The organism is Larkinella bovis (genome assembly GCF_042655385.1).
Taxonomy (GTDB): Bacteria; Bacteroidota; Bacteroidia; order Cytophagales; family Spirosomataceae; genus Larkinella; species Larkinella bovis.
The window spans coordinates 480712-505613 of record NZ_JBHSMA010000003.1; the positions used below are offsets into that span (position 1 = coordinate 480712).

Annotated in this window: 20 protein-coding genes; 9 read left to right on the forward strand and 11 right to left on the reverse strand. The window is 55.4% G+C overall.

From position 1 onward, the window contains the following. The first annotated feature begins 219 nt into the window (after nt 1-219). Nucleotides 220-1482 carry a sensor histidine kinase gene (locus ACFPMF_RS13145; protein ID WP_379845521.1) on the forward strand — a complete coding sequence of 421 codons (1263 nt, stop codon included), beginning with the start codon at nt 220-222 and terminating at the stop codon, nt 1480-1482. 16 nt (nt 1483-1498) lie between these two features. Here the strand turns inward: ACFPMF_RS13145 and ACFPMF_RS13150 are convergent, their stop codons facing one another. The 5 genes from ACFPMF_RS13150 to ACFPMF_RS13170 form a co-directional block, all read right to left on the reverse strand. After that, entirely contained in the window at nt 1499-2275 is a 777-nt protein-coding gene (locus ACFPMF_RS13150; RefSeq protein ID WP_379845524.1) for a LytR/AlgR family response regulator transcription factor, read from the reverse strand. A 131-nt stretch (nt 2276-2406) separates the two neighbouring features. After that, nucleotides 2407-3432, reverse strand: coding sequence for a sensor histidine kinase (locus ACFPMF_RS13155; protein WP_379845526.1), 1026 nt, complete (start codon nt 3430-3432; stop codon nt 2407-2409). A 96-nt stretch (nt 3433-3528) separates the two neighbouring features. After that, nucleotides 3529-4110, reverse strand: coding sequence for a cupin domain-containing protein (locus ACFPMF_RS13160; protein ID WP_379845529.1), 582 nt, complete (start codon nt 4108-4110; stop codon nt 3529-3531). A 227-nt stretch (nt 4111-4337) separates the two neighbouring features. Continuing rightward, nucleotides 4338-4739, reverse strand: a complete 402-nt coding sequence (locus ACFPMF_RS13165) for a T9SS type A sorting domain-containing protein (RefSeq protein ID WP_379845532.1) — start codon at nt 4737-4739, stop codon at nt 4338-4340. 240 nt (nt 4740-4979) lie between these two features. Next, nucleotides 4980-5300 (reverse strand): DMT family transporter, encoded by a 321-nt coding sequence (locus ACFPMF_RS13170; RefSeq protein ID WP_379845535.1) that lies wholly within the window; start codon nt 5298-5300, stop codon nt 4980-4982. A 543-nt stretch (nt 5301-5843) separates the two neighbouring features. Here ACFPMF_RS13170 and ACFPMF_RS13175 point away from each other — a divergent pair. Beyond that, nucleotides 5844-7058, forward strand: coding sequence for a PQQ-dependent sugar dehydrogenase (locus ACFPMF_RS13175; RefSeq protein WP_379845538.1), 1215 nt, complete (start codon nt 5844-5846; stop codon nt 7056-7058). 165 nt (nt 7059-7223) lie between these two features. Here the strand turns inward: ACFPMF_RS13175 and ACFPMF_RS13180 are convergent, their stop codons facing one another. From ACFPMF_RS13180 to ACFPMF_RS13195, 4 genes are all read right to left on the reverse strand, one after another. Continuing rightward, a complete protein-coding gene (locus ACFPMF_RS13180) occupies nt 7224-7916 on the reverse strand; it encodes a phosphonatase-like hydrolase (protein WP_379845540.1) in 693 nt (230 codons plus the stop codon). A 137-nt stretch (nt 7917-8053) separates the two neighbouring features. Next, nucleotides 8054-8461 carry an arsenate reductase ArsC gene (locus ACFPMF_RS13185; RefSeq protein WP_379845543.1) on the reverse strand — a complete coding sequence of 136 codons (408 nt, stop codon included), beginning with the start codon at nt 8459-8461 and terminating at the stop codon, nt 8054-8056. Between the two features lie 13 nt (nt 8462-8474). Then, nucleotides 8475-9026, reverse strand: a complete 552-nt coding sequence (locus tag ACFPMF_RS13190; protein ID WP_379845546.1) for a DUF6428 family protein — start codon at nt 9024-9026, stop codon at nt 8475-8477. A 45-nt stretch (nt 9027-9071) separates the two neighbouring features. Then, complete coding sequence (locus ACFPMF_RS13195; RefSeq protein WP_379845549.1) at nt 9072-9398, reverse strand: ArsR/SmtB family transcription factor; 327 nt, start codon at nt 9396-9398, stop codon at nt 9072-9074. A 374-nt stretch (nt 9399-9772) separates the two neighbouring features. On the opposite strand from ACFPMF_RS13195, the gene ACFPMF_RS13200 reads away from it, so the two are divergent. The 7 genes from ACFPMF_RS13200 (at nt 9773) to ACFPMF_RS13230 (ending at nt 20201) form a co-directional block, all read left to right on the forward strand. Continuing rightward, entirely contained in the window at nt 9773-10795 is a 1023-nt protein-coding gene (locus ACFPMF_RS13200; protein WP_379845552.1) for a GntR family transcriptional regulator, read from the forward strand. A 48-nt stretch (nt 10796-10843) separates the two neighbouring features. Next, the gene (locus ACFPMF_RS13205; protein WP_379845555.1) at nt 10844-12265 is read left to right on the forward strand and encodes a DUF1593 domain-containing protein; all 1422 of its coding nucleotides are present in this window, start codon (nt 10844-10846) and stop codon (nt 12263-12265) included. 259 nt (nt 12266-12524) lie between these two features. Then, entirely contained in the window at nt 12525-15662 is a 3138-nt protein-coding gene (locus ACFPMF_RS13210) for a SusC/RagA family TonB-linked outer membrane protein (RefSeq protein WP_379845557.1), read from the forward strand. An 18-nt stretch (nt 15663-15680) separates the two neighbouring features. Next, nucleotides 15681-17423 carry a RagB/SusD family nutrient uptake outer membrane protein gene (locus ACFPMF_RS13215; RefSeq protein WP_379845559.1) on the forward strand — a complete coding sequence of 581 codons (1743 nt, stop codon included), beginning with the start codon at nt 15681-15683 and terminating at the stop codon, nt 17421-17423. A 55-nt stretch (nt 17424-17478) separates the two neighbouring features. After that, nucleotides 17479-18162, forward strand: coding sequence for a hypothetical protein (locus tag ACFPMF_RS13220; RefSeq protein ID WP_379845561.1), 684 nt, complete (start codon nt 17479-17481; stop codon nt 18160-18162). A gap of 93 nt (nt 18163-18255) precedes the next feature. Next, nucleotides 18256-19032, forward strand: a complete 777-nt coding sequence (locus tag ACFPMF_RS13225) for a hypothetical protein (protein WP_379845563.1) — start codon at nt 18256-18258, stop codon at nt 19030-19032. 32 nt (nt 19033-19064) lie between these two features. Beyond that, a complete protein-coding gene (locus tag ACFPMF_RS13230; RefSeq protein WP_379845892.1) occupies nt 19065-20201 on the forward strand; it encodes an alginate lyase family protein in 1137 nt (378 codons plus the stop codon). 66 nt (nt 20202-20267) lie between these two features. On the opposite strand, the gene ACFPMF_RS13235 is transcribed toward ACFPMF_RS13230, so the two are convergent. Beyond that, nucleotides 20268-21692: a SusD/RagB family nutrient-binding outer membrane lipoprotein gene (locus tag ACFPMF_RS13235; RefSeq protein WP_379845566.1), complete on the reverse strand. Its 1425-nt coding sequence runs from the start codon at nt 21690-21692 to the stop codon at nt 20268-20270. A 22-nt stretch (nt 21693-21714) separates the two neighbouring features. Continuing rightward, the gene (locus ACFPMF_RS13240) at nt 21715-24843 is read right to left on the reverse strand and encodes a SusC/RagA family TonB-linked outer membrane protein (RefSeq protein WP_379845569.1); all 3129 of its coding nucleotides are present in this window, start codon (nt 24841-24843) and stop codon (nt 21715-21717) included. Nucleotides 24844-24902: the final 59 nt, after the last annotated feature.

Here is a 24902-nt window from a genome sequence, read left to right on the forward strand (position 1 = left end):
CCCCATGTTTTCCATTTCGCTCATTTCAAGGGCGCGCGTAAGGAAGCCGTTATGGGTAACTAATTGTTTTCGAGTGGATTGTCAGGCAGGTCTGAAGACGGAACGGGATTTGTGCACGGCTACCGGTCCGAAAGTTTTCCGGTTTTCTTTGTTCACCCTTCATAACTATTCCTGCCTTGTTGAGGTTTGTATGCATACAGTTACTCAGTCTTTTTTCGTATGAATACTTCCAACGATTCGGCCTTAGCGGAATTGGCGGCCTACCTGTCGGCGCGCCGGGATGCCTTTTTGAATAATTGGCGGACCTCCTGTGAAAACGACCCGGTTTGCAATACGGTAGCCAACCTGAGTCGCGAAGAGTTCAATAATAAGGTGCCGTTTATGCTGAACGAACTCAACCGCCAGTTTCGGAACGAACCCGTACAGAAGGAAATTACGCTGCTGGCTGCCGAACATGGGCTGCACCGCTGGCAGAAAGGATATACGTTAGCGGAATTGCTGAGCGAAATTCATCACCTGAACCGGTTGATGATGGGCGAGGTCAGGCAGTATTGGCATCAGCACCCGGTTACGGATAGCGATTGGATTGCTGAATCATACGAATCCCTGGCCTGGTTCACGCAACAGAATATTCAGGGGAGTGTGGAGCAGTATATCGAATTACAGCGTATAGCGGCCAGTAACCGGATGCAGACCCTGCAACAGGCACTGGATGAACTCAATGATCTGAAGCGCCGGCGGGGTGATTTGCTGCGCTCGGCTTCGCACGATCTGCGCGGTAGCTTCGGGGTTATTCAGGGGGCAGCCTCGTTCCTGAACCTGGTTGAAGTGGAAGAGCCGACGCGGAAACAGATGGTCGAAATTCTGAACCGTAATATGGCGACGGTGCGGGATATGGTGTTGCAATTAATGGATTTGTCGCGGCTGGAAGCGGGTCAGGAGCCGGTCACCTTTCAGTCGTTTAATGCCGGCCAATTTCTGTATGAACTCGTAGAGAGTTATCAGCCACTGGCCGCGAAAACGGGCCTGCTCCTGAAGGCGGATGGCCCGACGGATTTAAGGGTCGAAAGCGACCCGGTTCAGTTGCAGCGCATCATGCAGAACCTGGTCCTCAATGCGTTAAACAACGCCACAACCGGCTGGGTGTCGGTGTCGTGGGCGCGTGAAAGTGCCTTCCGCTGGGTGATCAGTGTGCAGGATTCCGGACCCGGTTTGCCAAAGGGGTCGAGCGGTACGTTGCTACAAGCGCTGGCACCGACCACCGAGTCGTCGGCGGCTTTCGGAGTGGATGCACCGGCGGAGGAGCGTCGGGAAGCGGACATAACGCGGTCGCCCAAAACCGCACAGGGTGAAGGCATTGGCCTGTCGATTGTCAAAGGCTTGTGTGAGTTGTTGCGGGCCAGTCTGGAAGTTGAAACCAAAGCGGGGGAAGGAACGCTGTTTCGAATCCGTCTGGCGATCAACCAGAAAACGCCGGGATGATCCGCGAACGAAAGCCTTATTTTCCCATCCACTTCTTGAAATCCGTGGCCCGCTCGCGGCTGACGAGCACCTCCTCGCCGGGGGAGGGCTGAAGCGCCAGCTTGAGTTTGTGGTTGAAATACGGATGAAACTGCTGCACCGCGTTGATGCTGACCATGAACTGGCGGTTGGCCCGAAAAAACTGCGTCGGATCGAGCATCGTTTCCAGTTCGTCCAAGGTATAATCCAGCGAGAACTTTTGCCCTTTGTGCGTGCGAAACAGCGTAACCCGATCCTCGGAATGGAAGTAGGCAATATCACAAACTTCAATGGGCTGCCATTGCGACAGATGACGAACCAGAAACCGGCGCCGGTAGTCGGTGGGCTGCACCTGCTGCCGTAGCTGCTGCACGAGTGCGTCGATGGCTTCCTGTTGCCGGGTCGTCCCGCTGGCGGGGCGGTGGAGCTGGCGAAATTTTTGCAAACCGGCCACCAGTTCCGGCTGTTTAATGGGCTTCAGCAGGTAATCGATGCTGTTGACCTTGAAGGCCTTGATGGCGTATTCATCGTACGATGTGGTGAAGATCACCGGGGCTAAAACCGGCGTTTGCTCAAAAATCTCGAAACTCTGCCCGTCGGCCAGTTCAATATCCATGAAGATCAGATCCAGGGCCGGTTGGGTTTGCAGATACTCGACCGACAACTCCACGCTGGGGGTGGTGTTGACCACCCGGATCGCCGGATCGACTTCGGCCAGCAATTTGGTGAGCCGTCGGGCGGCTAAATCTTCATCTTCAATAATCAGAACCTTCATAGCACAGGGGGAGCGTGTTTAAATCGACACCTAAACTACAAAACGAGCGCACCGCCACCGACGGTATCCGGGATCAACTCACCAAAACGGCGACTGAAACGGGATTGCGATGCCCTGATCTGCCACCCGGTTTAGCCCCGAATCAGCGGCAGGGCAACCACGAATTGACCGCCTTCTTCCCGCACCGAGGGTCGGGGCTGGTTGAGCATTTCGTATTTTGCCAGAATGTTGGTCAGCCCGACCCCGTTCGAAACCACGCCCTGTTTTTTCTTCTGAATGTTGTTCCGGATGTGCAGGTTGGCTAAGCCATCGGTCTGGAGCTCGACCAGCAGCGGTTTCGTCTTCATGACCACGTTGTGCTTGACGGCATTCTCGACCAGCAGTTGCAGCGTCAACGGGGGCAATAGATACCCCCGAAACTGCGAATCGACCTGAATTGTCAATTGAAAACCGGTGCCGTAACGGGTCCGCAGCAGGTGGGCGTAGGAATGGATGAAATCCAGTTCCGTGGCTAAATCGGTGAGTGACTGTTCGTTGGCCCGCAAGACGTAGCGGTATACCGAACTCAGTTCTTCCGTAAATACCTCGGCCTGCCTGGGGTTTTCGCTAATCAGGGTCAGCAGCGAATTGAGGCTGTTGAACAGAAAGTGCGGGTTGACCTGCTGCTTCAGCACATCCATCTGTTGCTGCATGTGCAGTTGTTTGAGCTGGTATTCCCGCTGCGTACTGGCCCGCAACTGGTTGTAGGTAAAAATGGATTCGTGACTACCCGCCGACGTAACATTGGTTACAAAACCGATGATCAGAATCCAGGGAATCGTTTCGGGCTTGTATGGGTAGCCCAGCCGGTCGTAAATCCAGAAAATACTCAGAATGATGGCAATCATCACGCCCACATACATCAGCATCGAATACAGCAACCGCTGGGCAAACTGATCGGGGCCACCAAACCGAAACCGCATATATTTCATCCACAGCGTCAGGCTCACGAAAAGGACGATGGCCCCGCCATTGACGATGAGACTGGCCCCAATCAGCAACGACCGATCCTGAAAGTAAACCGGTCCGAAGATGAGGTAATTGGCAATAAAGACAGCGGGATAATTCAGCAGATAAATAAGAAAATCGAAGCGGTCGAACTGAGCCCACTGTCTCATATGAAAAAGCGATTATGCATTCCCAAAAATACGGCATACGCGCGGATCGGCCAATGAAACCGGCCTGGAAGAAAACCGCCGGTTCGGCCGGACCGCCTACCAGACCGTCAGGTAACGGCGCTGCAAGTCGGCGGCAATGCCTTTCTGGACAGCCTGTCGCCCCAGCCAGTGTAAAACCGGTTGCAGCAGGGCCATCCAGCCCGTCATGTACGTTCCGCCGATCAGCACCGTATAACCGAGGGCGTACGGACTTTTGGGCACGCCCTGCGCGTTGGTCTGGCCATCCCGCGCCAGTCCGTACATCAGTTGCAACGTCTGCTCAAAACCGGGGCTGCCGGGCGCAATCCGGCAGCGGAACCGGCACGGTCGATGGCTCTGGTTAAAAAACCGGTGTTTGCTGTAGGCCGGGGCGGTGGCCGATTCTCCCGGTTTTAAACGGATAATCTGTTTGCCGAGCTGAATACTCACTTCGCCTTCCAGGCAGGTAAATTCTTCGGAAAAATCCTTGTGGAAGTGCAGCGGATTTCCCCCGCCTGCCGAGAGGGTTACGTCCACCAGCGTCTGGGTGCCGTTGCTTTCGCGGCTGGTTTCCAGAAAAACAACTTCGTCTTTCAGAATCGGATTGATGATGGTCCGGGCGGCTGCGGGTGTTCCTGCCGGTTTTTTGGCCGTTTGCATACGATTGGTGTTTAGATGAATGCACCAAAATTGGCTGAACAGAACCCCGTTCCCGAGACGCATCTGACCGAAGCGGTACTTCTGTCGACTGAAACCGCACCCGGCGGAACAGAACCGGCCTTGGACGACCCCCGGCGGTTTCCATTTTCAGGAATCCGGCAGGAGATTAAGCACACCTGCCCGGCCTGGAATTGCTTCCGGTCGGGCAGGTGTGGAGCGTTGGTGCGTTAGTTCACTGCCACCAGCCGGGTCATCACGGCGGGTTGTTGGGTGGCAAGGGTCAATTCCTGGGTCGTGGTTTCCACTCCGTTGGTAATGCTGACCTGGTAGTGGCCGTCGGGCAGGTTGCTGACATCCAGCCGGACCCGGGCGGTGGGGCGGTTTTTGGCGATGGACTGGGTAAAGACTTCCTTGCCGGTTTGGTCGGTCAACCGTATCACAACGGTGCCCCCGGTTTCTTTATCGACCGCAATGTGTAGTTTACCCTGGGTGGTGGTGTACATACCACTCTGGAAGGCCGCGGCTTTTTTCGGCTGGTGGATCGGTTTGTTGATGTCGGCCTGAGCAGCGGTGAAGCCAACGAAAGTCAGGGTAAAGGCGACGAGCAGGGATTTAACGAGCGTTTTCATGATTGTATGTGTCTAAGGTTGTTGTCCGTTTGGATGATACAAAGGTCAGCATCCGGTCACGAAACGACTGTCACAAATGAGTCAATCCCTGTCACTTTTGGGAAATGCAGTTTGAAGGGTTTTGAAACCGCCTATTTCTGAAAAAAGCCCGGATTCTGCTTCCGGTGGAAGAGAAATCCGGGCTCCCGCTTCGGCAGCGCCCCTGACCAGCCTGCTGGCAAGGGTAGCACGATGGCGCGTTTAATCCGTTGATGAGAATTTCATTAGAACAAGACCGGCCACAATCAACAAAGCCGCCAGAAACCGGGTTACGGTAAGGGATTCGCCAAAAAACAGAATGCCAACCAGAAAGGCGCCGATCGCTCCAATGCCGGTCCAGATCGAATAGGCCGTACCCAGCGGCAGGGTTCGCATCGCTAAGGCGAGCAATCCAAAACTGGCCAGCATGGTAACTACCGTAATGAGGGAAGGAAAAAGCCGCGTAAAACCGGCCGATTGTTTCATGAAAGAGGCCCAGACGACTTCAAACAGTCCGGCCAGGACCAGAAAAAACCAGGACATACGTAAACCAGGTTGTGGTGAACCGGGCCGTCCCGAACCGTTCCCGTTGTGGGGGAGGTCGTCCTCCTGCTCGACAAGCTTTCCGTAAAAGTTGTCTGTGGTAAGAAGAAAGTCGGGTTGGAAATAGTTCCCTGAAAACCATCGAAAAGTCTGACGCGATTGACCTCCCAGACCTGAATGGGGTACGGCGGGAGGATCGGAAAGGGCGGTTTTTCAGGCATTTAATCGAATTTTAATGGAGCCTGGACGACGGATTCAAAGAATGGTTTTGAACCCGGTAGTTTCCCGGACGACGGATCTTTAGGCTATTATTGGCTCGCAAACCCATCCGCCGAAGTGATGAAAATGGCGTCCTTTTCGTCCTTTGCAATCGGTTGCCTCTGGCGGCTGCCCAGCAACAGGCCGCAAATCGCCCGGCCCTGGCTCGTCAAAGGCTCGTGCGCGGCTGACCCGGTTTTGACATTTTAAGCGGATTTTAAGCGGGGAATGTCCGATTTTCGGTTCCGACTCTTTATTTTCAACCTGGTTTTAAACCTATATACAATGAACAATCGAATTTTTCTACTCCTGACGGGGGTTACACTGGCATCAACGGCCTTTGGACAAAGTGCGTCCACACAAACGAGCGGACTGGCTCCGGTTGAAACGAAAGAACCCAATTCCGCGTATAAGTCAGCTTTTACGGGCCAGACCCGGATTGCGGGTGTCAAAACCGCTACCAGCTACGAAGGCAAAGTATTGAGCGAAGGTCTGAAGAGTCCGTGGGGCATTACGAGCCTGCCCGATGGTCGGCTGCTCATCACCCAGAAAGAGGGAACGATGCGCATTGCCACGGCCACGGGTCAGTTGAGCGAGCCGATTACGGGGCTTCCCAAGGTGAACTCCGCGGGTCAGGGCGGTTTGCTGGGGGTGCGGGTTGATCCCGATTTTGCAAAAAACCGGATGGTTTACTGGGTCTTTTCGGAGCCTCTGGCCGACGGAAACCTGACGGCGGTGGCCAAGGGCAAATTGTCAGCCGATGAAAAGAAGATGGAAGGGGCAACGGTGATTTACCGCGCGACTCCTGCCTATAACGGAAATCTGCACTATGGGGGCCGGATTCTGATCGATAAATCGGGCAATCTGGTAATCAGCACCGGGGAGCGTTCGGATAAAGTAACCCGGCCCCAGGCGCAGTCGATCAACTCGGGACTGGGCAAAGTGATCCGTATTACGAAAGACGGCAAACCGGCGGCTGGTAATCCGTTTGCCGGTCAGGCCGATGCCCGGCCTGAACTGTATTCCTATGGCCACCGGAACGTGCAGGGACTGGCTTTGCATCCGGTCACGGGCGATTTGTGGGAAACCGAATTCGGGCCGCGCGGGGGCGATGAGCTCAACCGCATTGAAGCGGGAAAAAACTACGGTTGGCCGACCATTACCTACGGGATCGAGTACAATGGCAGCAAAGTAGGCGATGCGATCCAGCAAAAAGAAGGCCTGCAACAGCCGGTTTATTACTGGGATCCGTCCGTGTCGCCCAGCGGGATCACCTTCTACAGCGGTAGTCGGATTCCGGAGTGGAAAAACAACCTCTTTATCGGCTCATTGAGCGGCATGCACATCGTGCGGCTGGTGATTCAAAACAACAAAGTTGTGGGCGAAGAGCGGTTGCTGGCCGGGGAATTCCAGCGGTTTCGGGATGTGACCGAGGGCAAGGATGGGGCTTTATACGCGGTTACCGATCAGGGCCGATTGTATCGTATCGATAAAAAATAAACGATCCGTATCAACGAAGCCTCCGGTTTTGCCGGGCTATTTGTTATTGAGAAGCCGCCCCGCTGGAACAGGGGCGGCTTTTATGTTAAACGGGTAACTCGGAAGCCCAGAAGTTGTGCTATCAATCCGGGCTTCTATCGGTTGGCGAATTGCCGGAAAGCCGTCTTAAGCGTTCGTCAGTTGGTTCTCCTGGTCGACAATCGGCAGCAGTTCGATGAGGTTATGGATGATGAATTCGGGGTGGGCCGACTGCAACTGTTCATACGTATGGGCCCCCGTTGTAATCCCGACGTTAATCCGGCAACCCGCGTTTTTGCCTTCTTCGATATCGATGGTTGAATCGCCTACTTTAATCACTTCGGCGGCATTGGAAACGCCCAGTTGCTTCATAGCCAGTAGAATCATATCGGGTTCGGGGCGGTTCTGCGCCACATGGGAAGCGGTTACCAGCAAGTCAAAATCAGTACCCTGCTTCCAGCCAATTTTCTCAACCAGCGCTTCGGCGGTATGCTGGTTGTAGCCCGTATTCAGCACCACCAGAATACGGTTTTTTCGCAGCGCCTGAAACAGGGTCGTTGCGTTAGCCTGTTCCATGATGTCCTGCTGGCGGTAGGCGTCGTCGAGCAGCGAAAGAAACCGGGTGAAAATCTCCCTGGCGAGGGGTTCGTCCACGATGGCTTTCAACTGAAGCACACTCCGGATGGCCTGTAGTTTTTCCTTGCCGGCCCCTTCCGCCAGCACTTCGTCCAGCGAGAAATGGAATCCTTTTTCATTGATAGCCTGTTGAAGCGTTTTATACACCACGTTGTTCTCATCAACCGTCGTACCGGCCATGTCGAACACCACCATTCGAATCATTTGTCTGTCTGTTTAGGGGTGAGTTGAGATTGCTGAAAACCCTCTTTCGGGATAGGCGAAACGTAACAGTGCGAAGCAACGCAATCAGGTTTACAAAGCCAAACCGTACGGATTAATTTCCGGTGGTTTCGGTGGATTTACCCGGACGTGAGCTGAAAGGGGGCCGATTGAAAGAACGACTCGCAGTAGGCTTTGATCTGATCGCGCACCTGCCGGAAAGACGCCAGCGAATCCGGATCGGGGAAACTCTGATGGAGTTTCCGGGCGCTCGACGGAAAAACCGGGCATTGCGCGCGGGCGTTGTCGCAAACCGTGAGAACGTAATCGAACGAAAGCCCGGCGTAGTCATCGACGGCGTTGGAGGTGTGGTGCGAAATGTCGATGCCGTCTTCGGCCATGACCTGAACGGCCAGCGGATTGACACCTTTGGGCGCAACCCCGGCGCTGTAGACCACGGCCCGGCCGTGGGCGAAATGCTGCAAATAGCCCTGCGCCATCTGCGAGCGGGCCGAATTGCCGGTGCATAAAACCAGAATTTTTTTCATCCGACGGCGTATTTTATCCACAACAGGCGGCTCCGGGCGTACACGCTGCTATTTCCTCTCCGATCCGTTCCGGATGGCCTGGGGCGGTTTTGGGCGATCCGGTGCCGCACTGCTGGTCCCGGTTTTGGGCCTTACACTGCGTAAAATCCGGCGTCAACCGGATCGTGAAGGTATCCCCTTCGGAAATGAATTCGGCGGGATACAGTTGCCGCGCATCAAACCGGGTGTTACCAAACTCGATTTTAACCGTCGCCAGGGGGTGTAAAGGCAGCAATTGCTCTACCCGATCAATGATGGAAAGGGCCTTGCTGACTTTCATCGACCGGCCGGGTTCCGGCATGGGCGGTTCCCAAAGCTGGACAATGATTTCGGTCCAGGCATTCATTTTTCCCCCGCAATCCACCGAAACGATGGGGGCCTGTTTGATTTCGGTGATGTGAAAAGCCGCATCGACCCAGTGGTTTTCGGCGTATTCAAACAGCAGATGCTGCTCCGGGTGATCGAGCAGCGTCCGTTTAAACGTCTGCCAGTCGATGGGTTCAGTCTTTTTGGTTGTCGTGTCCATTGTAATATTACGATTGATAAAGGTAAAAAAATAGGCAGGCGGTTTTCAACAGCAGTTCGTGACCACGAAGGAATCGAGCAGCGACCCGAAGACGTGCCGGGCTTCTTCCCACACGGTTTCGTTAATGCAATAGCACACGCGGGGCGGATCGATTTCGCCCTTGATAATGCCAATGCGCTTTAGCTCCTTCAGGTGCTGCGAAACCGTCGGTTGGGCAAGCGGCAGTTCGTCCACCAGATCCCCGCAAACACAGGCTTTTCGGGCTATGAGCAATTGCAGAATCGCAATGCGGGCGGGGTGGGCGAATGCTTTCGCCAAATCCGCCAGGCGGTTTTGCTGATCGGTAAACACTTCGGTTTTTGTAACTCCCATGCCGCAAAGAAAGGGAAAAAAATGATTCATCGTAATATTACGATGCGTTTTTGAGCGAACGGTTCCGGTCAGGCTGCCTAAACCATTCTTCTGACCCTGCTTTGGCACTTTACGCGCATTTTACCTAATTGTTACCCTGCCGGTTTTTCGATCCGTCTCTGGGTTGACTGCCAGAAACCATCACTGGGATGACGGTGAGCAGCATCCCCCGAAAAAGAAAAGCGCCCTAAATTTTATTGGCGGCCCTGATGGAAAATAATAAAAAATTGTACATTTGTGTTTACTCTACTGTACTCTACTGTTATGCTCTCTGGAGTGAATGGGAGGATTATCGGCTCTACGACTACGGTTTTTATGTAAAAAGTACATTTGGAATGGAAAACTTTACCCTCGATTTGCCAGCCCAGTCGGCAAGCGGACAACCCAAATACCAGCAGTTGATTGAATCGGTCCTGACGGCCATTGAACGTGGGACGCTTACCCACGGGCAGCAGTTGCCGTCCATTAGTGAATTGTCTGATTCGCAGAAGGTTGCCAAGGTGACGGTAGCGAAGGCCTACGAAGAACTGCGGCAGCGGGGCATTGTCCGGTCGCAGCACGGCAAGGGCTTTTACGTGGCCAGTACCGACGTGCGCACCCCGCTGAATGTGCTGCTGATCTTCGACACGCTGAATGCCTACAAGGAAACGCTGTACGACGCCCTGAAAGCGGCTCTGCCGGCGGATACGGCGCTGAGCATTTTCTTCCACCACTATAATCCGCAGGTCTTCGAAAGTCTGGTCCGGAACGGTGTGGGGCACTACAACGCCTACGTGATCATGCCGCATTTTGACGAAGACGTGACGGAGATCGTCAATCTGCTGCCGAAAGATAAACTCCTGCTGATCGACCAGGCCCTGCCCCGGCTGGAAGGTTCCTACGCGGCTGTCTACCAGGATTTTGAGCAGGATATATACCAGGCGCTGATGACCGGTCTGCCGTCGCTCCGTCGCTACCGGAAACTGACGCTGGTGCAATCCAAGGCCCATTTTCAGTATATTCCGGCGGGTACCCTGGCCGGTTTCCGGCGGTTTGGGCTGGAGGCTGAACTGGACATCGATGTTGTGGATGATTATGCCGACGAGCTCGTCCGGCCCGGTGAAGCGTACCTGCTGTTTGCGGATCGTGACATGATTCGGTTCATCAAATACGTGACCCGGAAGAACTGGCAATTAGGCAAAGACGTGGGGCTGATTTCGTATGACGATACGCCGGTGAAAGAGATTCTGGCGGGCGGCATTACCGTTATCTCGACGGATTTTGCCCAAATGGGCCAGACTGCCGGGCAGTTGCTGACTGAGCGAAACCGGGTCCAGATTGCCAATCCGGGCGGATTGATTTTGCGACACTCCCTTTGATTGGCAAGCGAAACGCCCCTGAAAGTTCCTAAACCCTATCTTTCCTTCATGAAAAGTGTATTCTCCGTTCTTGCCATCGGCAGTCTGGCCGGATTGGGCGTACTCGTCGTTAGCGGCTGGTTAGCCGCACCCGCCCGAACCGTCATCGCCGGAGCCGAAAAACCGCGTGTGGTGATTCTGACCGATATCAGCAGTTTGGAGCCCGGTGTTGCCGAACCGGACGACGGGCAGTCGCTGGTGCGCTTGATGCTGTATACGAACGATTTAGAGATCGAAGGTCTGATTGCATCGTCCAATTTGGGCCACGGCCAGAAAACCCGGCCCGAACTGATCCGGAAGGTTGTCGAGACCTACGGCCAGGTGCACCCCACGCTCGTTCAGCATGACCCGGCTTACCCGTCTGCCGATCGACTGCTAAGTCTCATCAAATCCGGGCAACCGCAGGCCGGCCCCAAGGTGCCGGTAACAACCAGTATTGGTGCGGACCGGGATACGGAAGCCTCCGACTGGATCATCCGGGTGGTCGATCAGCCCGACCCGCGGCCGGTTTGGGTGTGTGTCTGGGGCGGTACGGCCGACCTGGCCCAGGCCCTTTGGAAAGTTCGGCAAACGCGTTCGTCGGCTGAATTACAGACGTTTATCAGCAGGTTGCGGATTCACGCCATTGCGGATCAGGATGCGACCGGCCCCTGGATTCGAGAGCAGTTTCCAACTCTTTTTTACATTTTAAACCGGCATAATTTCCGGGGTGTCTACCGGGGGGGCGACACCCGGCTGGCGGATTCGAGCTGGGTGGTTACCAGCGTTCACAAAAAAGATAATCCGCTGGGCATGTTGTACCCTAATTATACGGGTGGCGACATTTGGGCGTCCCGCATCGGTCGGGTGATGGGCATCAAAGAAGGGGATAGCCCGTCGTTTCTGAGCCTGGTTCCGAACGGTTTGAATGTGCCCGAAAGGCCCGATCTGGGCGGCTGGGGCGGTTTGTTCAGTCGGAACAAAGCCGGTTTTTATCAGGATCAGGTCGATTCGACGGTTATCAATCCCCGTGATCCAACGCCGTATATGGCCTCCGTGTACCGCTGGCGCCCCGACTGGCAGGCCGATTTTGTAACCCGTTTGCAGTGGTGTACCAAACCCTTTAAGCAGGCCAACCATGCGCCCCAGGTGGTAATTGACGGCCAGTTGTCGCACGAGCCGGTCACGCGGCTCGTAAAACCGGGGGCTGAAATTCGGCTCGACGCTGGAAAATCGGCCGATCCCGACCGGCAATCGCTGCAATTCCACTGGCAGATTTACCCCAAAACCGGGCCGCAGGACGCGACGCTGAGCAATGAGCAGACGGCCCGCGTGCGGATTCGGATTGCCACAACCGCCCGTCCCCAAACCATTCCGTTGCTGCTGACCGTAACCGATGCGGGACAGCCCGCCTTGCGCAGCTACCGGCGCGTTTTCCTGCAAGTTCCCTAGGGTCTGAATTCGTTGTGCCTTAATAATCCAATTTCATCTTTAAATTTTTGAAAACTGAAAAATACCACTACATTTGTTTAAAATAAAGTACAGTAGAGTACAGTAGAGAAGTGATCCTGTAAGTATTTTAAAAATCATCCGCTTTCAAAAGGTAATGTCCGTAGCCAGTTGCTACGCTAAGGTGAACTATGTGTGTACACAATTAAAACCGCGCCTGGAGCGCAGATTTCATTCTTTATTAAACCATCCTATCACCCTTATGAGGAATTTTACCCGACTAAGTTGCTGGCTTTTGCTGTTTTGTGGCCTGCAACGCCCGGTTTTCGGGCAGGTTTCGAGCGCATCCGACGGGATGATTCAGGGCAAGGTCACGTCGACAACCGGCGAAGAACTGCCCGGCGTCAACGTGGTGGTCAAAGGGACGAACACCGGCACGACAACCGACGCCACCGGCGCGTACAAATTGACCGCATCGGCCAGTTCGACGCTGGTGTTCAGCTTCATCGGCTACGTCAGCCAGGAAATTCCGGTGGGAACGCAGGCCCGGATCAATGTGCAACTGGCGACCGACACCAAATCGCTCGATGAGATTGTGGTCGTAGGCTACGGCACCAAAAACAAAACCAACCTGACCGGCAGTGTGGCGACCGTCAATCCGAAGGACCTGCGCTCGGTGCCGATGCCGACCGTAACCCAGTCGCTGATGGGGAGGGCCGCCGGGGTTTTCATCAAGAATGGCAACGGCCAGCCCGGCGAAAACAAAGTGAATTACAACATCCGTGGTTTCGGAACTGCCCTGCTGATCATCGACGGTTTGCCGGCTTCGGATAACGACTTTAACCAGCTCGATCCCAACGATATCGAGAACATCAGCATTCTGAAAGATGCGGCTTCGGCCGCGGTGTATGGCGCCCGGGCCGGAAACGGCGTGGTGCTGGTGACCACGCGCCGGGGCGGGGTTTCGGATGCCAAGTTCACGTATACGAGCAACTACGGTTTGCAGTATTTCGCCATTCGGCCCGAATTTGTGAACGCCGAACAGTACGCCCGGATGGAAAACGTGTCGCGGGCCAATCAGGGGCTGGCCCCGGTCTGGACCGACGACGAGATTCGAAAACTGGGCGACGGCACCGATCCGAAGTACCCGAATACGGACTGGTGGAAAGCCACGCTGCGGACCTATGCGCCCCAGATTCAGCACAATATCAACGTGCAGGGTGGCACGGAAAAGGTCAAGTATTTTGTATCGGGCGGTTATTTCAGCCAGCAGGGTTTGGAACGGGAGAGCGAAACCCGCAACAACCGCTACAACCTGCGGTCGAACCTGGACGTGGCGCTGACGAAACGGCTGAAACTGGGCCTGAACCTGTCGGCGCTGTACCAGACCTACTACGGCTCGGCTTTTCAGATGGAACGAACGAGTTCGACGGTGGGCATTATGACGATGATTTTCCGCGCGCGGCCCAACTTCCTGGCGGAGTATCCGGACCCGACCAAACTGCCGACCACCGGCGGGTCCGAAATTGCGCCGAACTCGCTCATCCGGCCCGATCAGGTCGGCTACAAAAGCTGGAACAAGCTGACGGGCGATGCCAAGGTGCAGTTTTCCTACGATTTGCCGTTCGGGTTCCAGGCCCGGGCAAACTTCCATGCCTACCGGCTGAACGATCAGTACAAGGAGAAAAAGAAACGCACTCCGGTTTACAGTTACAATACCGACACGGATGCGTACACGTTTGTAAAGTACACCAGCGATCCGTCGCGGCTGTACGAGAAAAATTCAACGGAGAACAACCTCAACCAGCAGTATTTTCTGACCTGGAACCGGACGTTTGGTGATCATAACGTCAATGCGCTGGCGGTGTATGAAGTGTTGTCGAATACGACCAACTGGATCGAAGCCTCCCGGATTCGGTATGATTTCGACATCGATTACCTGTTTGCCGGTCCCGATCTGGACAAAGACAACAACGGTTCGGCCACGCAGGGCGGGCGGAAAGGCTGGATTACCCGGCTCAATTACGATTATCAGGGTAAATACCTGGTCGAGTTGAACAGCCGGGCCGATGCCTCGCCCAAGTTTCCGAAAGCCACCCGCTGGGGCTTTTTCCCCTCGGCCTCGGTGGGCTGGCGGATTTCCGAAGAAGCCTTTATGAAGGACCACCTGCCGTTTATCAGCAACCTGAAACTCCGGGCATCATACGGAAAGTTGGGGTATGACAACGTGGGGAATTTCCAGTACCTCCAGAATTATTCCATCGGTTCGCAATTTATCTACGACGGGGCATCCAATGTGCTGGAAAAAGGCATTCGGGCCGATGCCCTGGCGAACCCGTTGATTACCTGGGAAAAAATGACGACCTCCGATGTGGGGCTGGATTTCAACCTCTGGGGCACGAAACTCGAAGGGTCGTTCGACTACTTCTACCGGTTACGGAGCGATGTGCTGGGCACGCGCATTCAGTCCCTGCCGAACGTCGTCGGGGCCAACATGCCGCAGGTCAATTACGCCAAATACGACAACCGGGGGGTGGAACTGACGCTGAATCACCGGAATGTCGTCCGTGATTTTGAGTACAGCATTGGCGGAAACATTGCCTGGAACCGGGAAAAAGCGCTGTTGATCGACCAGAGCGACTTTGCCAGCGAAGAAGCCCGGCGCCGGGGAAACCGCGTGGACCGGTGGACCGATCAGGTCTGGGGTAAAAAAACCGACGGCCTGTTCCAGAGCAAGGAGGAAATTGCGGCCTGGGCTGATCAGGACGGCAAGAACAACGCCACGATTTTACCGGGCGACGTGAAATTCATCGACTACAACGGCGATGGCCGGATTACGGCGGAGGATGAGGTAGTGATTGGCCGCGGAACATTCCCGAAACTGTCGTTCGGCGTGAATCTGTCGGTGGCCTGGAAAGGCTTCGATTTCAGTATGTTGTGGCAGGGTGCCGGTTTGTACGACATCAACCTGCGGAGTTCGCCCGATCTATCGCAGCCGTTTTATGCCGCCAACACCCCGCTGACGGACATGCTGACGGATTCGTACGTGCCAGTTATGGAAAACCAGTGGCTGCCGGTCAACACCAGCGCCCGCTGGCCGCTCTACCGGACGGACAACTACAACCGGAGCCACGTCAGTTATTCGGCCTCCGACTTCTGGCTGATCAACGGGTCGTACATGCGGTTGAAAAATGCGGAGCTGGGTTACACGATTCCCCGGCATATCACGCAGAAAATCAAGGTCGATCGCTGCAAAGTGTACCTCTCGGGCTCGAACCTGCTCACGTTCTCGGCGCTCAAGTTCATGGACCCGGAAATCGACACCAGTCCGGCCCGCACGCTGGGCGACTACTACCCGCCCGTCGGTACCTACAACGCCGGTTTATTGATTCAGTTTTAATGCTAACCCGGAAACACTATGAAATTCATTGCCTATTCACTGGTGCTGTCGGCCTTCCTGTTTCAATCCTGTAAGGACGTAACGGACGTACTCGACCGGACGCCCATCGACAAGATTTCGGAAGTCGATGTCTGGAAAGATGAAACCCTGACCAAAGCCTACGTAACGGGACTCTACAGCCGGTTTCCTTTTGCCGCTTTCGACTACAATACCTTGTACAACTGGACCGACGAAGGCACCACTTCCACCGGCAACGCCAGCAACATGACGATGGGAACGGTCAGCCGGTCGAGCGAGGGAAACGCGTACTGGGATTACATTTACGTCCGGGACTGCAACGTTTTTCTGGATAAAATCAAAATCGCCACGATTTCGGAAGCCACCAAAAAGCAACTCGAAGGCGAGGTGCGGTTCATCCGCGCGTATGTGTATTTCGAAATGATGAAACGGTATGGCGGGGTGCCGCTGGTGGACGTGGTCATCGATCCGTTTGCGTCCGTGGAAGAAAAGTACGCGGTTCGGGCCACGGAAGAAGCCATTGCGGATTTTATCGATGCCGAACTGACTACGGCCAGCGGTTTGCTGGGCACCGATGCCACCCCACGGGGCAAAGCCAACAAATGGACAGCGTTGGCGCTGAAGGCCCGCGCCATGCTCTGGGCGGCTTCCATTGCCAAATTCGGTACGGTGAATCTGAATGGCCTGGTGGGCATTCCGGCGGCTAAGGCCAATACCTATTACACCAAAGCGTCCGAAGCCGCCGAAGCGGTGATTGCGTCCGGGAAATACAGCCTTTTTAACGGGGTTCCGAACGATAAGGCGGAGAATTACCGGAAAGTCTTCGTGACGGAAAACAACAGCGAAGTCATTTTCGAGAAAGTGTACAACGGCCCGAATCTCGGCCACAACTGGGATGCGTTTACCGGCCCCAACCAGTGGGCCGTCCGGGGGGGCGTTTGCGACCCCAGTCTGGATTTTATTCTGGGGTACGAAAATGCCGACGGTTCGATGGACCAGCCGGTTTTTGGGGCCGACAACTTATACGCAAGCGGAGCGGAGCCCTTTGCCAAAAAGGATCCCCGGCTTTTTGGAACGGTTTTTTTTCAGAATGATAAATGGGCGACCGGCAAAGTGGAAACCTACGAAGGGCTGGACCCCAGCCCAACTCCCAACCCGACGGCCGTGATCCGGAACCCCAACACCTTATACCAGGGCGTACCAACGGTCGGCATCGATTCGCGGACGCAGGCCAAAGACGATTTTAGCACGAATTCCGGTTTTCTTAACAAGAAATACCTCGACGATTCCGAGATAAAAATTCCGGAAGGTCAGAGCAAAACCAACTGGATTGTGTTCCGGCTGGCCGAACTGTACCTGACCAAAGCCGAGGCCGAATTTGAACTGGGCAATGCCAAAAAAGCCGTCGATGCGCTGAACATGACCCGCAGCCGGGCCGGCATCAGTCTGGTGACCGAAGCGACCCTGACGCGCGACAGAATCCGGACCGAACGGCGGTCGGAACTGGCGTTCGAAGGCCACCGCTATTGGGATTTACGGCGCTGGCGGACGGCGCAGGCGGTTTTGAATACGCGCATTCAGGGCCTGCAGATCATCTTGCACCACGCCACCGGCAAATACTATTTTCTGCCGCTGAATGCCGAGTCGTTTACGCGGGTTTTCCGGGCCGAGCACTATTATAACCCGATCACGAACAGCCGGATCGACAACAATTCGAAACTGGTTGAAAACCCGTTGTACTAAGACTGGAAAGGGCTCCTGGGCTCTTTCGTTCCTTCACTTTTCCGCTTCTAAAAAGATGAAACGACTCCATACACTCCATGCGCTCACCGTCTGCGGGTTGTTTTTGCTGAGCCTGACCGCCTGCGAACGGGACGTTACCGATTTCGGGTTCGACGGCTCCATTTCGGGCACCATCAAAGACCAGGCCGGCAACATCGTGCCTGGCACCACCACCGCCAACGCCCTGACCGTGCAGGTCCGGGGCGCAACCGACCAGGTGGCCACCGTCGTCCGGGTCAAAGGCGACGGCACCTTCCAGAACACCAAACTGTTTCCGAGCCAGTATCGCATCTGGATCAGCGGTCCGGCAACGCTCGTGGGCGACACGGTGCGGGTTGATTTAGCGGCCGAACGGGTCTGGATGAAAGACCTGGTCGTAGTTCCGTTTATTTCCGTCAAACCGCCGGTGGCGGCCGGTTCCACCGCGACCTCGGTGAATGTCAGTTTCGACATGACCGCCAACAGCGGAAAAACCGTCGCGACCCGCGAACTGTATTGCAGCACGGTTCCGTATCCGGACGCCAGCATTGGGGCGGGACCAGGCTACGACACCAAACGGGTAGCCCTGACCACCAACAGCGGGACGGCTACGGTGACCGGGTTGCTTTCCAAAACGAAGTACTACATCCGGATCGGGGCGCAGGCCACGGGGGTCAGTAGCATGAATTATAGCGACCAGCTTACGGTGACGACGCCGTAAAAACCGGTTTTTTTAGGAAATTAGGCGTTGGGAGAAACCAGTTCGGTTTTTTCCAACGCCTGATCCATTTTTAACCGTCCCAATTCCCCTGGTATGAGAACGATCCTGTTCGTCTGGAGTTTCCTAACCCTTCTTTCTGTTGCCCACGCCCAAAACACCTCTCCGTCTACCGATACCCCGTACCTAAAACTGATTCCCGGCTCCGCGCAATCGGCTTTCAAACGGCTGGAGCTTTCGTCGGATATCGATACCAGTTGGAACCGCTGGAAAGAGCGCGGCTACCATTTCGGGTTTAATGCGCAGCTCACGCCCATGTACACGACGGTCAACGGCATTTTGAGCACGCCGTATATGATCCAGGTGCGGGGCAACGAAAACGAGAAAAACCGCAAACGCTGGGGCTTTCATGTGTTCGAAGGCTACGCCCGCGACGACAAATCCCGGATTACGATGCTGGTGAACAAACACGTGGAAGAAGAAAAACCGGTGGCCGAATTGTATTACTACAGCACGGTCTATAACCACAGCGCACCGGCCTACAACTGGTTCCGGATCGGTTCCGATGTGCGGCAGCATTCGTTTCTGTTCAGCCGTGACAAGGCCATTTTCTACGGTTCGTTAAAAATGACCAATGCGTTTACGCTCGGCAATGTGGGCAAAGAGGATTTAGCGACGGTGCCACCCACCGCCGACGCGGAAACGAATTACAGCGAAGATGCCAAATACGTCAATTACGAAGCCCTGAAAACCAGCGATAACGGAACGATGTTTTACGACAAAGACAACAACATTGTGGTGATCAAGGTCAACGGGAAATGGATGAAACTGGTGGTGGAAGAACTGCCGAAAAACGTCAAGTATCCGTTTTGATCGCCATGCAAACCCGGTTTTTATGCTTTTTGATGCTCCTTGGTTTGGCTCTGACCGGCCCGGTTTACAGTCAGTCGAAAACTGCCGTCATGACCACCCTAAAACCGCATATTCTGGCAGAAGCCCGCTGGGCGATGCAGCAGGAACCGGTGACGGTAACGGCCCAGACCTCGCCCCGCAGCGCGGGCGGCAAGCACGATTTCTTTTCGGAAGGAGACTATTGGTGGCCGGATTCGGCCAACCCGCAGGGACCGTACATCCAGCGCGACGGCCTGACGAATCCCGATAATTTTGTGGCCCACCGACAGGCCATGATCCGGTTTAGCCGGATTGTGGGAGCCCTGGCGTCGGCCTATGTCGTCACCCGCGACGAAACCTACGTCCGGCAGGCATTTCGGCACCTGAAGGCCTGGTTTGTCAATCCGGCTACCCGCATGAATCCGTCGCTGTTGTATGCGCAGGCCATCAAAGGCCGGGCCACCGGGCGGGGGATCGGTATCATCGACACCATTCACCTGATGGAAGTCGCGCAGGGCGTGCGGGTGATGGAAACCGCCCGAACCCGTGACCCAAAGGCAGTCGCGGCCATCCGGCAATGGTTTGCCGATTACCTGAACTGGCTGACCACACATCCGTACGGGAAAGACGAGATGAACGCGAAAAACAACCACGGAACCTGCTGGGTGATGCAGGTAGCCGCGTTTGCCCGACTGACGAAAAACGATTCACTGTTGGCATTCTGCCGAAACCGGTACAAAAACGTCCTGCTGCCCGACCAAATGGCGGCCGACGGCAGTTTCCCGCAGGAACTCCGGCGGACCAAACCGTACGGTTATTCGCTGTTCAACCTCGACGCCATGACGATGATCTGCCAGATTGTATCCACGCCAGCCGACAACCTCTGGACCTACCAGACCGCCGACGGGCGCGGGATTCGTCGGGGTATTGCGTACCTGCATCCGTTTGTGCGGGACAAAACCGCCTGGCCATTGAAACCGGATGTGATGTATTGGAACGACTGGCCGGTCGCCCAGCCTTTTCTGGTCTTCGGGGCGGTTACATTCGGCCAGTCCGACTGGCTGGCGACCTGGGAAAAACGGGACCACGATCCGCAGGTGGAGGAAGTGCTGCGTAATCTGCCGATCCGCAATCCGGTTATCTGGTTATAAACGCCCGGATTTTTTTCGTATAAAAAAGCGGCCCCGGTCTGCGTGCCCGGGGCCGTGGGTAATTTGCTAGTTTTTATCCCACCAGAGCGCGGTTGACAGCGGCACTTCCGCCGGGACGTTGGCGCCGTTTTTGGACGTTTCACCGTTCGGGTAAGCGGCCCGGCGGATGAACGTCGGCAAGGCGGCATTCAGCGGAAGCCGGAATCCTTTGTACTGGTAGTCAAACCGGCGCGCATCGTTCCAGGCTTCCGGATTCAGGTAGGTAGCGACGTATTTCTCCTTGAAAATCAGGTCGAGCGTCAGGGCCGCCGAACCGACGCCCACCGCCGGATTGGCCAGGTACGCATCGCGGGCGGCTGCAGCAACGCCGTACTTGTCCATATTGGCTTTGATGCCCGCCAGATAAGCCGTGTAGGCGCGGGCTTTATCACCGGAGCGGAAAGCGGCTTCGGCTTCGACAAACCGCATTTCGGCGTTGGTGACAATCAGCAGGGGAGAGGCATCCCCGGTCAGCGGAGAGTTCAGCGAAATGTATACCTCATCCTTCACGGTATTGTTACCGCCGACATTGCCCTGACCGTTGCGGGTTCCCTTGTAATCGTTGTTGACGGTTTTGTCCGTGATTTTCTCGATGCGCGGGTCCACAATTCCGTAGGTCATGCCGTTCAACTGGTTGACCAACTGATCCGACAGCCAGCCATCGAGTACCAGCGAGGCATTGCTCCGTGCTACGGCTGCCCACGGATTTCGCAGCAGGAACGACGCCATCTGGGCATCGTCGGCATTGGTCGTATACGACTTCGAAACCGCATCCAGTACATCGGCCGGTTTGTAGGTGCTTTTCTTGGAAACCTTGTTCAGCATCCGGGCTTTCAGGGCGTAAGCGGTTTTGGTCCAGGTAGCTACATTTCCCTTGTGAATCAGGTCGTTGGCAGCTGCGTCACTCAACTTTAACTTTGAGTCGGTTTTGGCCAGCTCCGCGATGCCTTCGTTCAGCAGGGTCAGAGCGGTGTTGTACAGCGTTTCTTCCGAATCATACTTCGGCGTCAGCGTGCTGCCGGTGAAGGCGTCGGAGAAGGGCGCGCTCCCGAACACATCGGTAATCAGGTTGAGGTGGTACGACAGCATGATGTCGGCCACCCCGACATACTCGGAAGCACCCTGCTCCTGCGCCTTTTTCTTGAGGTCGTACAAGTCGGCCATGCCGAAGTAAACCGCATCCCAGGTACCGGTATAATCCGTGATCTGGTAGGTGTCGGTGGAGCCGGCGGTGCCGGGGCTGGCCAGGTATTGCACAAAGTACGAGGTAATCCCGGCCACCCGCTGCGAATTCAGGGCGGTTTTCTGCGTCGTGGTCGATAGAAGCGAGCCCAGCGGTGGGTTGCTGATCAGGTTCGGGTTGTCGTTCAGGTCGAAATAATCCTTGCACCCGCCCAGGCCGATCAGCAGCAGGGTCAGAACCGGAATGATGTATTTGGAATAGAATCTCATGATTGTCTGTGAATAGGGGTGATTAAAAACCAACGTTCAGCGAGAACAGGAAGCTGCGTACGGCCGGGTACGTAAAACCGGTAAAACCGTCGACGTTGCTGCCGCTGCTGCTGGAACTGGTTTCGGGGTCATAGCCGGAATACTTGGTCCACAACGCCAGGTTGTTGCCCGTGGCACTCACCCGCACGCTTTTGATGAAGGTGTTTTTCAGGATCGAGGTCGGTAAGTTGTACGAAATGCTGGCCGACCGCAGCCGTACCCACGACGCATCTTCAATGAAGTTTTCCGACACGCCCCGGTGGACGTTCCGGTAAAAACCGTTCGTGTAATCAACCCCGTCCGGCCCTTTGCCCTGCCCCAGCCAGACCTGCTTGGTGTTCGGGGTTCCGTCGGCCAATACACCCTCGAAAACTTTGGTGTCGTTCCGGTTTTCGGTGTATTTGGCAATTCCGAAGGCCGAGAAGAAGTTGTCCAGCTGGTTGTACCGATCCTGCCCTACGCGGGCGTCGAATAAAACCGCCAGCGAGAAATTACCGTACCGCAGGGTGTTGTTGATCCCCCCGATCCAGTCGGGTTGGGAGTTGCCGAGCAGTTTCTGCGCCGTGTTGATCACCGGAAAACCGTTGGCGCCGATGACGATGGGGCGGCTTTTGTCGATCAGGATGGGATCTTCCTCGGCGGAATTGGCGTAATACCGCTTGTAACTGCGGCCGTACAGATTTCCGTAGGCGTACCCCGGAATGAGTTTCATCGAAACCGTCGAGCTGGAATACCCGAACTGTGATGCGTAGTTGATTTCCGTCAGGCCCTCGCGCAGGCTCAGGATTTTGTTGCGGTTGGCCGAGAAGTTGAAATTAACATCCCAGTTCAGCTTGCCTTTCCGGATCGGCGTGGCCCGCAGCACCAGTTCAATTCCCTTGTTCCGCATCGAACCGGAGTTGATGGCGGCTTTCACGTACCCCGTCGACGAAGTAACATCGACCTGTATGATCTGGTCTTTGCTGATCGAATGGTAGTAAGTAAAGTCAAGGCCCAGCCGGTTATTCAGAAAACTCATTTCCAGACCGCCTTCGTACGTATCCGTAAATTCCGGGCGCAGGGCCGGATCGCCCAGCAGCGCTCCCCGCGTAAAACCGGTCGTGCCGGACGGGAGCTGCATATACGCCGAATACCCCGTGATTGTCGAGTAGGGAGCGGCATCTTTCCCGATGCGGGCGTACGACGCACGAAGTTTGCCCATCGTAATGGCCGCGGGCATTTTCAGTTGCTGCGAGAAGAGGTACCCCAGACTGACCGACGGATAAAAGAACGAGTTGTTGGGAGCCTGCAACGACGACGTCATGTCGTTCCGGCCCGTCAGCGTCAGGAACAGGAAGTCCTTGTAATCCAGCGTCAACTCGCCGAAAATTCCCATCAGGCGGTAGTCCTCCGCCGACTGCACGGGCGTGATCGTTTTCGCGTTCCGCAGGTCGAAGTAATTGTAAACCGTCAGTTCGTTGCCTTCCGCTCCGAAGGTCCGGATCTGACGGTCATACAAATCATGACCGACGCGCAGCGTGGCGTTCAGACTCTCGCCAAATTTGGTGGTCGCACTGGCCGCAAGCGTCGAGGTGATGGCCCGGAAGTTGGTGTGGTACTGGTAAATAAAACCCAGTTCGTTGTCTCCGTAAATCCGTTCGTTCGCAATCCCCGAAGGGCCCGGTGCGGTCCGCTTCCGATCCTCCGAATACGTATCCAGGCCCACGCGGTAATTGAACGTCAGCCATTTCAGCGGAGCGTACACAAAGTTCAGCCCACCAACCAGCCGGTTGACATTATCGCGCAGTTTGTTGGTCATCGCGCCGTAAATCGGGTTGTCGTTATCACCGCTATAGGTTTTGTACGTACCGTCCGGATTCAGGTAATCCCGGACGTCGTAGCGGGGTGACCAGTAGCTCAGGCTTTCGTTGTAGCGATCGGCGTTGTAGCGGTCCCCGCCCGAGTTGATGAAGTTCAGGTTGGCATTGGTGGTAAATTTGTCGCTGAACTTGACGTTCGTATTTAATCGTACCGACAGTTTGTTGAAGTTCGTAAAGGGAATCACGCCTTCGTGCCGCAGGTGGCCGATGGACGATAAAAACGTAATCTTTTCATTTCCACCCGAAAACGACAGGTTGTTCTGGTACTGCTTTCCGGTTTGGTACGCATCTTTGAAGTGATTGTAAAGCTTTTTGGGGTGTGTCGGATCAATCTTGATCGCGTCTTCGACGGTCGGCCCCCAGGATGGGAAGAAGTCCTGCGGGTTGTAAACGCCCGAATACCCAATGGTGTACTTGTCCTGTACTTCCGGGAATTTGTTCACGTTTTCGACCCCGAACGTACTGCTGTAATTGGCCCGAAAAGCCCCGGTTTTGCCCGATTTGGTCGTAATTACGACGACACCGTTGGCACCCCGCAAGCCGTACAGCGCCGTGGCGGCCCCACCTTTCAGGATGTTGATGGTTTCAATATCGTCCGGATTGATGTCGGCGGCCCGGTTCGACATGCCCCGCAGTTCAGCCCCGGAATTGGTCGTTCCCGTCGAGGTGCTGTTGTCAAACAAAACCCCATCCACCACAAACAACGGCTGGTTGTCGCGCGTGACGTCGATCGAGTTGATCCCGCGAATCAGAATCCGGGCTCCCTGGCCCGGTGCCCCGCCCGTGCTCGAAATGGTCACCCCGGCCACTTTGCCCTGCAGGGCATTGACCATGTTGGGTTGCCGGTTTTGCATCAGTTCTTCCGAATTGACGTTCTGGGCCGCATAGCCCAGTGCCTTCTTGTCGCGGCTGATCCCCAGCGCCGTCACCACCACTTCATTCAGCAGTTTGCTGTCCTGCCGCATGACCACGTTGATGTTCCGCCGGTTTTCTACTTTGATTTCCTGGGTTTCAAAACCGATGTAGCTGAATACTACGACGGTATTTCCCGGTGCCACGCGGATCGTATACCGCCCGTCGGAATCGGTCAGGGTGCCGGTGGTGGTACCTTTCACCGAGACATTGACGCCCGGCAGGGCCGCATCATCGCCGTCGCTGGTAACCCGTCCACTCACTTCGATTTGCTGCGCTCTCGCCAACGACGAACAGAACAGCAGAATCACGCCCAGATAAATCCGTAATGCTTGTTTCATGTTTTCTCATAAGTTAAAATGGTTAAAAAAGTATTCCCATGGCAAGTTTAACATTTATC